Genomic DNA, 12850 nt, shown 5'->3' with positions numbered 1-12850 from the left:
ATTTCAGAAATGACCAAAATCGATAAAGACAAAATCGCCCAGGATTTCAAAACCATCCAACAGCATATCTGTGCTGAACTGGAGGCAGCAGATGGCAAAGGCAAATTTGAAACCGATGAATGGACCCGGACAGAAGGAGGAGGCGGGATTACAAGGGTGATGAAATCCGGCCATGTCATCGCTAAAGGAGGCGTGGCCTTTTCGGCGGTGTATGGCCCCACTCCGGAAAAAATCCTTAAAAAACTCCAACTTGAAACCGCTGATTTTTTTGCCACAGGTGTTTCCATCGTCATTCATCCGGATAGCCCCATGGTGCCCATCATCCACATGAACATCCGCTTTTTTGAAATGAGCAACGGGACTTATTGGTTCGGCGGGGGCATTGACCTTACCCCACACTATCTGGATCTGGAAGATGCAGCCTATTTCCACCGGGAGATAAAGAAACTGTGTGACGGTTTTCATCCCGAATATTATCCCAGGTTCAAGAAATGGGCGGATGATTATTTCTATATCCCCCACCGAAAAGAAACCCGTGGTATTGGGGGGATTTTCTTTGACCGCATGGCAGCGGATCAGGAAGTGTCCTTCGAAAAGCTTTTTGAATTTGTGAAATCTGTAGGCTATCTTTTCCCGAAAATTTACCGGCATCTTATGGCTAAAAATGCTAAACTTCCTTTCGGTGAGAGGGAACGCCAATGGCAAGCCCTTAGAAGAGGCCGGTATGTGGAGTTCAACCTGGTATGGGATGCGGGCACCAAATTCGGTCTGGATACCCATGGCAGAACAGAAAGCATCCTCATGAGCATGCCTCCACAGGCCCAATGGGAATATAACCAAAAGCCTGAGCCCGGATCCCCGGAGGCGTTTACGCTGGAAAATCTGAAAAAAGATATGGATTGGATAAACAGACCGTCATGATCGAAAAGCTTAAAGCCTGGGACGAACAACTCTTCATCTATTTGAACGGCATTCACGCCGATTGGCTTGATCCGGTGATGATGACCCTCACCGGCAGGTACATTTGGATACCGCTCTATCTTTTTTTGATTTATCAATTGGTCCGGATATACCAGAAAGAAGCCGTTTGGTATGTATTCGGCATTGCCTTGGCGATTCTGATAGCCGATCAGTTCACCTCGGGCTTCATGAAGCCATTTTTTGAACGCCTGCGCCCCTGTCATGACCCCAGGTGGGCCGATACCATCGTTAATTACGCGGGATGCGGAGGACAATACGGCTTCGCCTCGTCTCATGCAGCCAATACTTTTGCACTGGCAACCTATTTAAATCTGGTAGTGGGCTCCAAAAGAAAAGGATTCATCTGGCTGTTTTTATGGGCGGCCGTCATTTCATACACCCGGATTTATCTGGGCGTCCATTATCCCAGTGATATCCTGGTCGGCGCTTTTGTCGGTGTGGTGGCCGGGGGAATCGCATGGTTCACCATCCAAAAGCTGAAATTCATGGTTACCAAGCATAGCAAAACACATCGGGTCGACACCGATAAACGGTAGACTGGATCCGTTCACAGGGCCGCAACTAAAAACGTGGGGGTTCGGAGCACCTTACCTGTCTGCTTATGGCATAGGTGACCTTGAAAACCTTGCGGAAACTCCAGTCCTCCCCGTGTTTTCTTAGGTGCTGTTATCGGCCTTATTTCCTCTTGTATGTTAACGTCATGTCCTTGTCTTTTTTCGATTTCATTACTACCAAATTATCTTTAAATGAAATGATAAAAACCTGAAAATCGACCTCCCTGTTAAAATCAATCAGGTGAAACTCGGGATCATGCGCATCCATGTGCCAAAAACCAAATGATTGAGAGCCGTCCGGGTTCGTTTTACGGTAAGTTTCCGTCCAGCGAATAAGTATTGTCTCTTTGTTTTCCGGGTCGTAGGATGTTGTAATATCCTCATCGTTTTTAATTACAGAGATCAGTTCCCAGCTTCCGGCTATACTGTCTTTGGGAGACATGGGCATTTCGGTGATTTCAGAGAGAGAGACTGTCACATGCATACCATCCTCCATTCGCTCCCAAGTCATCTTCTCGCCTGAAAACGACACCTTGAACGGGCCGTATTCGTCCTTACCGTTTTTGCTTTCGGGAAGGAATTCGTTTTTTTCTTTGTCATATTCCCAAGTACCAATATCATTCTGTGTCCAGCCATTTCCAGCTTGATAGGTATGGTCTATATGATATTTGAACCATTTGGCAACGGGAGTTAAATTTTTGTCTCCCACCTTTACCTGATCGACAGTCCAGAAACCAACCACTGATTGTGCATTTGCAGATAACGATACGGTCAATATGATGCTTAAAAAGATAATTAGTCTAGTTTTCATTTTCTGAATTGATTAAGATGTTTGCAATTTTTTTTGCCAGTTCCATTTCGTTTGTTTGATCGCCGGTATTGGCAAGGAAAGCGACGATATACTCTCCATTTTCAATATTGATTAGCATGGATTTGAATCCTTCAGTTGCTCCTCCGTGAATGATGTACTTTCTGTCAATTCCCAGGTCTCCCATTCGATAGGGCCGCTTACCATCAAATACTACCCATCCGTATCCATAAGAGAACTCATAAGTAATATCCTTCAGGTGGTTGGCGTGCATCAGCCTCGCAGATTCCACACTGAGAATTGAAGGAGAGTCCATTGCTAATCCCCACAAATAGAGGTCATGAGCTGTGGAGAATATCCTTCTGCCTAATGTCAGGTCGATAAACTGGTTGCGCTTCCAGCTATCCGTAGTTTCTTCGTAATTATAACCTTCCACCATTTTCTCAAATACTTCTCCGTTAGAAACGGTGCTAAAAGTATGTAGAAGCCCGAGCGGCTTGCAAAGCTTTTGGTCCAGCAACTCAGGAAAGGGCAGTTGATATAAGCCTTCAAGAAGAATAATGAGCAAGTGATAGGCGAAATTGCTATAGTAGAATTGCACTCCTGGGTCGTTTACGGCTTGGACGTTACTGATGAAATCAACATATTCCGCGTTGGTAAAATGTTTTCGTTTGAACATCCGGAATAGGTTTTCCGACAGATCAGGCTGAGTTTGCCCATAATCCGGAAGCCCGGAAGTATGCGTGAGCATCTGATGAATGGTGATATCGGGATTAAATTTCCCCGAATATGAAAATACTTCCAGGTGATCAACAAGACGGTCATCAAGTGAAAGCCTGCCTTCTTCCACAGCAATGAGGATAAGTGTGGCAACAAAAGATTTGTTGATCGAGCAAATATCAAACCGGTGGTCCAAACGCATAGGGATATTCCATACGCGATTAGAAATGCCGATCGCTTTTTCATATAGGATGACACCCTTCTTTCCAATTACAACTGTCCCATCAAATCTCCCGGAAATGTGTTCATGATTAAAGAGACTGTCAAGCCTGAGTGTCTGCGAGTCTATATTTTTGCGTTTTTGCTCAGTGCAAGAAGCCGCTACCACACCGATGATCACAGTAAATAGAACAATTTTTTTCATTCCCTATCAGATTTCGTGAAACAAGAAAATACGGGCAAAGTGCAGGGCCAACAAATTCAGACGATTTGGGACGAAATTTCCGGATGAGGGGTAAACAATTGAGGGATTTTCTCTGTTAGGCTCTGGACATATTTTTTTGAGACGGGAATTGTGACGCCGGAAATATTTAACTCCAGGTTGTTATTGGATCTTTTTACATGATCGATGTTTCCGGGATTTACCATATAGCTTCGATGACATCTTACTAGAAACGGATTTGGCCGATGCTCTTTCTCAATATCTTTCAAACTTTTGCGCAAGAGATGTTTGTTTACCTGCTGCATAGAAATGTAAAAAATCTCAATGTAGTTATCTGCGGATTTAATAAAAAGAAGGTTTGCGGCCTTGATTTGAAAATGCTCTTTTTTATTTTCTGAAGTAATGGTAATGATGCGATCTGACCTGGTTCTTGAATGGCTCGATAACCGATCTATTAAAAGGCTCAAGGTCACCGGAAAAGCTATGACCAGTGGATATTCATATAAGAATTGGAAATAGCTGCTCCAATACAACTCTGTCCAGTGATAAAAATAGTTGAATGCCAGAAAAGTCAGGTTAAGACCTATAAATGTAGCTATAAGGGCTGTTATGAATGGTTTAACCTGTTGATTTACCTGTAGGTGTCGACTCACGTAAAATTCGAGGATAAAGAAAACGATGGATATTATGGAGGAATGTGTCAATGCTCTGAAAAGCATACTATGTCCTGAAAAGGCCGGTACCTGGTCTATATGGTAAGCGCGGTAAACGTACAGCACGATGAACATGAACAGTCCTGACAAAACAGTGACTGACCATTTGTAGGTGTTGCTTACGCTATTTGACGATAATCTGGCTTGCATGAATTGCCGATAACTTCCTTTATAATGGCCAAGTAATGGTTTTTGTCCATAGGTTTTGGTATGCCCTGACTGAGATGCTGTCACCCAAAATCCAAAGTAAACACCGTTCTTTCCCCCACCACCGATTCTACTCCCAGGCTACCTTTATGAAGGTTCATGATCTGGCGGGATATGGCCAGACCAATACCGCTGCCGGTTTTTTTTGTGGTATAAAACGGAACAAATATCCGCTCCATGGCTTCCGGGACAATCCCCTCTCCGTGATCGATCACCTGGATGAAAGGAAAGGATTGCTTGTTGACCCCCGCCTTCAATATAATGGTCCGGTTGTAGGTGTTCTCCATGGCTTCCTTCGCATTTTTGATCAAATTGATCAAAATCATCTGGATCAAATCCTGATCGGCATACACATTCAGATTGGAAGGCGCTACCTCAACTTTTAAATGTATACCCGCCTGCACCATCTCTTCCTTTAACAACACACAGATATTATCAAGAAGCTCCCTGATGGAAAAAAAGGAGGGAACAGGCTGCGGAATATTGGTGTAATCCCTATAGGCATTGACAAAGCTGACCAGCCCCGCACTGCGCTTGGATATGGTCTCCAAACCTTCACTGAGGTCAAGATAACTGTCCTTATCCATCACCAGATTTCCGTTTTCCTCCTCTTTTAAGTCCTCTTCCAGTATGGATCCGAGTGAACTCGCCAAACTGGCTATCGGTGTCATGGAATTCATGATTTCATGTCTGAGTACCTTGGTGAGGTTTTGCCAAGCCTGGAGTTCATTTTTTTGCAGCTCGGCTTTAATGTTCTGGAAGGACAGCAGCGTCCAGCTTTGGCCCTCCATTTTGAAAGCGGCCGACTGGACATTGAGGTGGAGCTCGTTGTTGATCCTGATGGAAAAAGAGCCGCCTGGCGGGAGCCGGAGCACGTTTTTCAGGAGCTCGATGGATATTTTACCCAAATCGTTGATGTCCTTAAACTGTGGGATTTGGAGCAGCTGTTTTGCCGCACCGTTGATCACCCCGATTTTCCCCCTGCTGTCGAATGAAATGATGCCCGTGTTGATATGTTGGATCATGATCTGGAGAAACAGCATCTGTTCTTCCTTTTCTGCCCTGGTTTTTTTAAATGCCTCGATCACTTCATTGAAAGACATGTTCATCTCTCTGAATGACCGGCCCAGCTTGCTGTCTTTGGTAAAAGAGGAGGAAAAATCAGAATACCGGATAGATTCCAAAAAACGGGTGATTTTTCTGTTGGTGATGTTCCCAAAAGAAATGAGGTTCGACGCCAGGAAAATAATGATGATGACGAATACAAGGCCCTGGGCCACGGAGTTTTCCTTAAGAAAAAAGTAAAGCCCTACGTAGGCCGTGACCACGATCGCGATGACCCTGATGAGGATTCCCAGAGAAAATGATCTAAAGCCCATACCTTTCGAGTCTTCTATACAGTGATGAACGGGTAAGCCCCAGTTCTTCTGCAGCCCGGGTAATATGACCGTTATGCTTTTGAAGCGCTTTACGGATCAGAATCTTCTCCACATCCTCAATATTCAAATGGTCCAGACTCACCATTTCATCCTGTTTTTCAGGCGTCAGCTGCTTCTGCATAAACAAATCCTCAGGCTGCAGCACACTGTGTCCGGTCATGATGACCGCCCGCTCTATGCTGTGCTGAAGCTCGCGGATATTGCCGGGCCAATGGTATTTTTGCATGCGTTTGGTCAAAGCCTCCCCTGCTTTTCGGATACTTTTATTGTACTTTTTGGAATAGATCTCTATAAAATGATTAGCCAGAAGGGGTATGTCATCCAAACGCTCCCGCAGAGGGGGAAGGGTGATTTCAATGGTGTTGATCCTGTACAGCAAATCCTGCCGGAAAGTATTGTCATATACCATGTTATGGATCGGCATATTGGTAGCGGAAATCAACCGGATATTGATGGGGATGGGCTTATTGGCACCCACGCGGGTCACCTCCCGGTTTTGGAGAACTGCCAGAAGCTTGGCCTGCAAAGGCAATGGCAGGTTGCCGATCTCATCCAAAAACAAGGTGCCTTTGTTGGCCTGTTCAAACCGGCCCACCCGGTCCTCCTTTGCATCGGTAAATGAGCCTTTCTTATGGCCGAATAATTCACTTTCAAACAGCGAGGTGGTGATGGAACCCAGATCCACTCCGACAAACGCTTCCCGGTGCCTTTTCGAATTTCTGTGGATCGACCTGGCGATCAACTCTTTTCCGGTCCCGTTTTCTCCAAGAATCAACACATTGGCATCTGTCACAGCCACCCGTTCGATGGTTTCAAATACCTTCACCATGGCCTCACTCTGCCCGATGATGTCCTGGAACTTGCTGTCTATGTCGAGATAGAGCTGTTCCTGCTGGGTTTTGAGGTTGGAAATCTCCAGTTTGGATTGCCGCAGTTTCAGCGCCGAATGGAGCGTGGCCAAAAGCTTTTCGTTCTCCCAGGGCTTCAATACAAAATCAGTGGCCCCCTCTTTAATGGCTTTGACGGCTGTATTCACATCTCCATATGCCGTAATCAAAACCACCACCGCGGTGGAGTCTATCTCCAGGATCCTGTCCAACCAATAAAATCCTTCTTGGCCGCTGCTGACATCCTTGGTGAAGTTCATGTCCAGCATGATCACATCATATTGTTCGTTGACCATCAGGATGGGAAGTAACCCCGGGTTGGTTTCCGTATCCACTTGGGAAAAATGTCTCTTTAAAAATATCTTGGCCGCTTTGAGCAAATCTTCATTATCGTCCACAACAAGAATTTTCCCTGATTTCTGTTCTTTCATATGTTTATAATTGTTCCTTAATTGTCCATATAGCCTGGCCTGGCCTGCCCCTGCCTGCCCCGAACTCGATTCGGGGAACTTGTTTCGGGGAACCCGATTCGGGAGAATCTCGCCCCCGATAGCCCCGATAGTTATCGGGGGGCATCCCTCCGTGTGACGATTCCGTCATGCTCGATTTCATATGTTTACAATCTATTTTTTATTGGCCTTAACCTGTCCCGCGCCTCAGGTCGGGAACAGCGGATAAATATTTGTTGCTGAAGCTGTTGGCTTCCCAAAAAACCTAAAACACAAGCCCATCCACTCCCCAACCATCACAACCACGACAACCATGACAACCACAACAACCACTATTTTCCCCCGCTCATAATTTATCATTCATCTGCCAAAACCTGTACCGAACTGTAACCTCCGGACAAAATTTTCCCGAAAACGGTCCATAGAGGAAATTTAGGCAATTTTCCCGATATTTGATCAAGGTTTTTCGAAGGTTCATTTACAGATCAATAAGAAAAAATCGTCCGCCAGCGATCATTTTTGTTCGAAATCCGAGCCAAGTATTTAGGTAATAATGCCCGTTGGGTGAACTGGGAGGGATTTTAGGCATGGCATATTAATTGGCTATCATCAATCAACTTGTAATAAGAAGCAGCAGAAGTAATGGACAGAAAGATTAAAAAGAAGACCTGGACCCCAAAGTTTATCACAATGATATCAGGAGGTATATTATTGGTCGTTTTTGTAGTATACCAGTTGGTATTTGCAGACGCCAGGTCTTCCATGAACGTAAGCAGGGAACGGATCACCATTGCCACGGTGAGAGGCGGAGAATTCACGGACTATATACCCGTCAACGGCACCATAGAGCCCGGCGAAGTGTTTTTCCTGGATGCCATAGAAAGGGGCAACATCCAACGGATCGTGCGGGAGTCCGGCGCCATGGTAGATACCGGGGACACCATATTGATACTGACCAATTCCAACCTGCAGCTGGATGTGATGCAACGGGAAACCGATCTTTATTTTCAGATCAACAACCTCCGGCAGACCAGGCTGATGCTGGACCAAAATGACCTGAGCCAACAGGCTGCCCTGGCTGAAATCGACTACCAAATCAACCTGCTGAAACCCCAATACGAACGGTTCCAGGAACTGCACAGCAAAAAACTGATCTCCGACCGTGAACTGGAAGAAGTCAGGGAACAGTATGACTACAACATCAAACGCCGAAGACTGACCTATGAGTCTTATAGAAATGACTCCATCGCCCGGGCGATCCAAAAAAAGCAACTTCATGATTCTGAAGCACGGATGAACCAGTCGCTGGAGGGAGTAGGCCATATCCTTGACAACCTGGTGGTAAAAGCCCCCATCACCGGACAATTATCCACAGAACAGATAGAAGTGGGTCAATCCATCAGCGCGGGCCAGCGGTACGGACAGATCGATATCCTCGATAAATTCAAAGCCAGGGTGCCTATTGATGAACTTTATCTGCCCCGGGTATATACGGGATTGAAGGGCAGTTTTACGTTCTCTGGAAAATCGTATGAACTGGAAATCTCCAAAATATATCCCAATGTTACCGGTGGTAAGTTTGAGGTGGACATGGAATTCACCGGTGAGGTGCCTAACGGGATACGCAGAGGGCAAACCGTGAGAATACGCCTCGAACTGGGTGAAAGCGAACAAGCCACCTTACTGCCTACAGGGGGATTTTATAAGGATACCGGAGGCAACTGGGTGTTTGTGGTAAACGAAAAAAGCGGAAAAGCCGAAAAGCGGAACATCCGTTTGGGCCGCAAAAACCCCGAATACTATGAAGTCCTCGAAGGATTGGAAATGGAAGAAAAGGTGATCGTAAGCGGATATGAGAATTTCGGCAAAAACGAGGTACTCAACCTGAAGTAGGAAGAAGAGGGAAACAGGGAGTCGGAAGTTGAAACACCGAAGGAAAGTAAGTGTGTGGTATCACCGCTGATTTGACGCATACCCCATACCTATCCTCCCGGTAGCCAATGAGCGGAAACTTAGAAAAACGGGGTCCGGTGCCGGTTATCGAAGATTTAAACGGTAACAAAACCCGCGGAGCGGGTGAAACCATGGTAACCGGGGATGATAATCCCCGGACCTTACGGAACGGACTTTACAGGATTTTGGCGTGTGTTTTTGCGGGGGAACCAAGCAAAAACCATGACAAAATCCCAACGGAAACAACCAAACATGAAAAAACAAGTAATCAATAAAAGCACCATACACCATGCAAAACATCATCAAAACCGTCAATCTCAAAAAACTCTACACCACAGAAGAGGTGGAAACCACCGCCCTCGATGATATCCACATCGAAATCAAAAAAGGGGAATTCGTGGCCATCATGGGCCCCTCAGGCTGTGGAAAATCCACCTTGCTCAATATCATAGGCCTTCTGGACAACCCGGATACGGGCGAATATCATTTTCTGGACAAGGAAGTAGCCAGGTTTTCGGAAAGACAGCGCTCCCAATTGCGAAAAGGGAACATTGGGTTTGTTTTTCAAAGTTTTAACCTCATTGATGAGCTCACCGTTTTTGAAAACGTGGAATTGCCGCTGCTTTACCTTAAAATACCCTCCAACGAAAGAAAACAAAAGGTGGAAAAGGTACTTACCCGCATGAACATCATGCACAGAAGGGACCACTTCCCCCAACAGCTGTCCGGTGGCCAGCAGCAGCGGGTGGCCATTGCCCGGGCCATCATCGCCAAACCCGCCGTCATCCTTGCGGATGAACCTACCGGTAACCTGGACTCCGCCAATGGCGAAGAGGTCATGCGGCTTTTGGAAGAACTCAACAATGAAGGCACCACCATCGTGATGGTGACCCACTCCCCCCATGATGCCAACTATGCCCACCGCATCATCAACCTCTTTGACGGTAAAGTGGTGACCGAAAACATCCGCGAACAGTTTCATATATAAGTGCAAAGCCGGAAGTCCGACACAAGCCAAACTTCGGACTTCCGGCTCCTAACTTTCCCACTTCCCCCATGTACAAAAACTATTTTAAAATCGCGTTAAGAGGCTTCATCAAACACAAGTTGACTTTTTTCATCAACCTGTTTGGTCTTGCCCTTGGTTTATGGGCAGCCATTTCCATAGGGTTATGGGTGCAGAGTGAACTGACCATGGACAGGGATTTCCCGGAAATCAACCAGGCGTACCGCATCATGGAACACCAGCGCTATGGTGCGGAGATCTTCACCACCCGCTCTACACCGGGAATCCTCGCCCGGGAACTGAAAGAGGTATATCCGGAGGTGGAAAGGGCCGCCTGCTTTTCCTGGATGCAGCCCCATCTTTTCGTCCACGGCGACAACAGGATAAAGCTCAACGGCTTTTATGCCGAACCCGACTATCCCCATATCCTGCAATACGATTTGCTGCATGGGGACCGGGCCAATTTGCTCACCGAGAAAAGCCATATACTTCTTACCGAGGAAGCAGCCGTCAAACTGTTCGGCAAAACCGATGTGATCGGAGAAACGGTGGTACTGAAGGACGCTGACGGCGAAGATCCCTTCCAGGTCCAGGCCGTGTTGGCTTCTTTGCCCCGCCATATCAGCGAGCCGTTCGAATATATCCTGCCCTTTCAGGTGATGTTTGACAAACCTTACAACTCCTGGCTCCACGAATGGGGAAACAACGGCCCCAATACCATTGTCAGGCTTCTTGAGTCCGCGGATGCCCAGCAGTTTTCCAATGACATCAAGGATTTTATCCTACAGCGAAACGAGGGGAGCAATGTTGCCCTGTTTGCTTTTCCGCAACAGGACACCTACCTCTATGGAAGCTTCAAAGACGGCATCCAACAAGGAGGTAGGATCGAATATGTGAAATTATTTGCCCTCATCGGACTGTTTGTACTCCTGATCGCCTGCATCAATTTCATGAACCTTTCCACGGCCAAATCCCAAAAAAGGGCCAAAGAAGTGGGCGTGAGAAAAGTCGCGGGAGCCGAAAAAGGCGCTTTGGTCCGGCAGTTCCTGAGCGAATCCCTTTTGCTTACAGCGCTGGCCGCGGTTTTTGCGGTGATTTTGGTCCAACTCACCCTGCCCCTGATCAACGGACTGACGGGTAAAAACATGTCCATACCCTACGACAGCGGCATCTTTTGGCTACAGCTCGCCGGCGTGATGGTATTCACCGGGCTGGTGGCCGGCAGCTATCCCGCCTTTTACCTTTCCGCCACCCGGGTGGTGTCCGTATTCAGAAGCCAGATCTCCTCTTCAAAAAACGTGGTACTGGCCAGAAAAGGCCTGGTGCTTTTTCAGTTTATCCTGGCCACCATCCTGATCGTCTCCACAGTGGTGGTTTACCAGCAGATCAACTACGCCCTCAACCAAAACCTGGGTTATGACAAAGAGCAACTGTTGGTGGTCCCCCTGGAAGGCCGGCTGATAGAAAATTATGAAGTTTTCAAAAACCGGTTATCCCAGCAGCCGGGAATCCAATCCATGACAAGGTCCTCCCACAGCATGCTGGGCAGAAACAGCAATACGGGAAGCGTGTCCTGGGAAGGAAAAGACCCGGACTTTACCGCGCTGTTTGAAATCATGAGGGTGGATTACGGCTTTTTGGAAACTTTGGGCATGAAGCTGTTCGAAGGCGATGATTTTTCGCCCGAAAGGGGCGCCGATTCCCTGCAGGGGGCGATCATCAACAAAAGGGCCTACGAACTGATCACCCAGGACAGCCCGGAAGCCAGTAGCTTCAATTTATGGGGAGATGACCGGAACATCACCGGAGTGGTGGAGGATTTCCATTTCCAAAGTTTCCGTCAAAACATGGAGCCCGCCATCATTTTGCTGGATCCCAAGTTTGCCGGTGAGGCCTTTATCAGGGTGGAAACACAGGATATCCAGAACACCCTGGCTGCCATACAGGCGGTGGCGGAAGAAATCAACCCCGATTTCCCCTTCACTTATTCGTTTATGGATGAAAATTACGCGAAGCTGTACAATGAAGATGTGCGGGTGAGGGACTTGGCCAAGTACTTCAGCATCCTGACCATCCTGATTTCCTGCCTGGGCCTTTTGGGACTCTCCGCCCATATCGCCGAACAGAAAACCAAAGAGATCGGTATCAGAAAGGTGCTGGGGGCCTCCACCATGTCCATTCTCCATGTCATCAACAAAGAGTTTGTCGTCATCGTGGCGGTCTCGATCCTGGTGGGTTCTGGCTTGGCATATTGGCTGATGCAAAACTGGCTGGCCAACTATGCCTACCGGATAGATTTTGAGTGGTGGTTCATTCCTTTGGCCGCGGCGATGATCCTGTCCCTCGCCTATCTCACGGTCACCCTCCAGGCCCTCAAAGCCTCCCGGATCAACCCGGCAGCTACCTTGAAAAGCGAGTAAGGGCCTTACCGGGAGTCGGGGGTTTTCAAGGAGCTCCCTACAATTTTTTTTATAAGGCGGTGTAATAACTTTCTATTCTCTTCTGAATTAACAAAAAGCTCCGTAGGAGCGGCCGAACTATTAACCATGGGTTTTAACCCATGGCTTAAGTTTGGCTAATTTCTTGTATAGAACAAGCTTGACAGTGAATGAATAGGGTTATTTTTGGCACTTCGCTGTTTATTTTCCATTGCGACGAAGTCGGTGAAATTGATTTTGACAGAATCAGTCC

General features: G+C 47.0%; 10 protein-coding genes. 5 read left to right on the top strand and 5 right to left on the bottom strand.

The features are described from left to right. Positions 1–9: 9 nt before the first annotated feature. Positions 10–921 (top strand): oxygen-dependent coproporphyrinogen oxidase, encoded by a 912-nt coding sequence (gene hemF, locus ACFPFU_RS23035; protein WP_377068605.1) that lies wholly within the window; start codon positions 10–12, stop codon positions 919–921. Beyond that, positions 918–1517, top strand: a complete 600-nt coding sequence (locus ACFPFU_RS23030; protein WP_377068603.1) for a phosphatase PAP2 family protein — start codon at positions 918–920, stop codon at positions 1515–1517. Before hemF ends, ACFPFU_RS23030 begins: the two co-directional genes overlap by 4 nt. A gap of 139 nt (positions 1518–1656) precedes the next feature. On the opposite strand, the gene ACFPFU_RS23025 is transcribed toward ACFPFU_RS23030, so the two are convergent. The 5 genes from ACFPFU_RS23025 to ACFPFU_RS23005 all read right to left on the bottom strand — a co-directional run bounded on the left by ACFPFU_RS23025 (position 1657) and on the right by ACFPFU_RS23005 (position 7182). Continuing rightward, positions 1657–2346 carry a hypothetical protein gene (locus ACFPFU_RS23025; protein WP_377068601.1) on the bottom strand — a complete coding sequence of 230 codons (690 nt, stop codon included), beginning with the start codon at positions 2344–2346 and terminating at the stop codon, positions 1657–1659. After that, positions 2336–3487 (bottom strand): serine hydrolase domain-containing protein, encoded by a 1152-nt coding sequence (locus tag ACFPFU_RS23020; RefSeq protein WP_377068599.1) that lies wholly within the window; start codon positions 3485–3487, stop codon positions 2336–2338. Before ACFPFU_RS23020 ends, ACFPFU_RS23025 begins: the two co-directional genes overlap by 11 nt. A 56-nt stretch (positions 3488–3543) precedes the next feature. Next, a complete protein-coding gene (locus ACFPFU_RS23015; protein WP_377068597.1) occupies positions 3544–4368 on the bottom strand; it encodes a LytR/AlgR family response regulator transcription factor in 825 nt (274 codons plus the stop codon). Positions 4369–4448: 80 nt separating this feature from the next. Further along, entirely contained in the window at positions 4449–5804 is a 1356-nt protein-coding gene (locus tag ACFPFU_RS23010) for a sensor histidine kinase (protein WP_377068595.1), read from the bottom strand. Beyond that, entirely contained in the window at positions 5794–7182 is a 1389-nt protein-coding gene (locus tag ACFPFU_RS23005; protein WP_377068593.1) for a sigma-54-dependent transcriptional regulator, read from the bottom strand. The genes ACFPFU_RS23010 and ACFPFU_RS23005 overlap by 11 nt, the downstream gene beginning before the upstream one ends. A gap of 708 nt (positions 7183–7890) precedes the next feature. Here ACFPFU_RS23005 and ACFPFU_RS23000 point away from each other — a divergent pair. The 3 genes from ACFPFU_RS23000 to ACFPFU_RS22990 all read left to right on the top strand — a co-directional run bounded on the left by ACFPFU_RS23000 (position 7891) and on the right by ACFPFU_RS22990 (position 12579). Further along, positions 7891–9093: an efflux RND transporter periplasmic adaptor subunit gene (locus ACFPFU_RS23000; protein ID WP_377068591.1), complete on the top strand. Its 1203-nt coding sequence runs from the start codon at positions 7891–7893 to the stop codon at positions 9091–9093. Between the two features lie 349 nt (positions 9094–9442). Next, positions 9443–10141, top strand: coding sequence for an ABC transporter ATP-binding protein (locus ACFPFU_RS22995; RefSeq protein WP_377068589.1), 699 nt, complete (start codon positions 9443–9445; stop codon positions 10139–10141). A 68-nt stretch (positions 10142–10209) separates the two neighbouring features. Next, positions 10210–12579 (top strand): ABC transporter permease, encoded by a 2370-nt coding sequence (locus tag ACFPFU_RS22990; protein WP_377068587.1) that lies wholly within the window; start codon positions 10210–10212, stop codon positions 12577–12579. Positions 12580–12850 lie beyond the last annotated feature (271 nt).

This window comes from Negadavirga shengliensis (genome assembly GCF_042652345.1).
GTDB classification, from domain to species: domain Bacteria; phylum Bacteroidota; class Bacteroidia; order Cytophagales; family Cyclobacteriaceae; genus Negadavirga; species Negadavirga shengliensis.
This window is presented reverse-complemented; position numbering and strand designations above follow the sequence as displayed.

Bases quoted from the DNA above. Each gene is read 5' to 3' on its own strand.
- ACFPFU_RS23025 (WP_377068601.1), bottom strand. From the start codon at position 2,346: ATGAAAACTAGACTAATTATCTTTTTAAGCATCATATTGACCGTATCG.
- ACFPFU_RS23030 (WP_377068603.1), top strand. From the start codon at position 918: ATGATCGAAAAGCTTAAAGCCTGGGACGAACAACTCTTCATCTATTTG.
- ACFPFU_RS23005 (WP_377068593.1), bottom strand. From the start codon at position 7,182: ATGAAAGAACAGAAATCAGGGAAAATTCTTGTTGTGGACGATAATGAA.
- ACFPFU_RS22990 (WP_377068587.1), top strand. From the start codon at position 10,210: ATGTACAAAAACTATTTTAAAATCGCGTTAAGAGGCTTCATCAAACAC.
- ACFPFU_RS23000 (WP_377068591.1), top strand. From the start codon at position 7,891: ATGATATCAGGAGGTATATTATTGGTCGTTTTTGTAGTATACCAGTTG.
- hemF (WP_377068605.1), top strand. From the start codon at position 10: ATGACCAAAATCGATAAAGACAAAATCGCCCAGGATTTCAAAACCATC.
- ACFPFU_RS22995 (WP_377068589.1), top strand. From the start codon at position 9,443: ATGCAAAACATCATCAAAACCGTCAATCTCAAAAAACTCTACACCACA.
- ACFPFU_RS23010 (WP_377068595.1), bottom strand. From the start codon at position 5,804: ATGGGCTTTAGATCATTTTCTCTGGGAATCCTCATCAGGGTCATCGCG.
- ACFPFU_RS23015 (WP_377068597.1), bottom strand. From the start codon at position 4,368: ATGCAAGCCAGATTATCGTCAAATAGCGTAAGCAACACCTACAAATGG.
- ACFPFU_RS23020 (WP_377068599.1), bottom strand. From the start codon at position 3,487: ATGAAAAAAATTGTTCTATTTACTGTGATCATCGGTGTGGTAGCGGCT.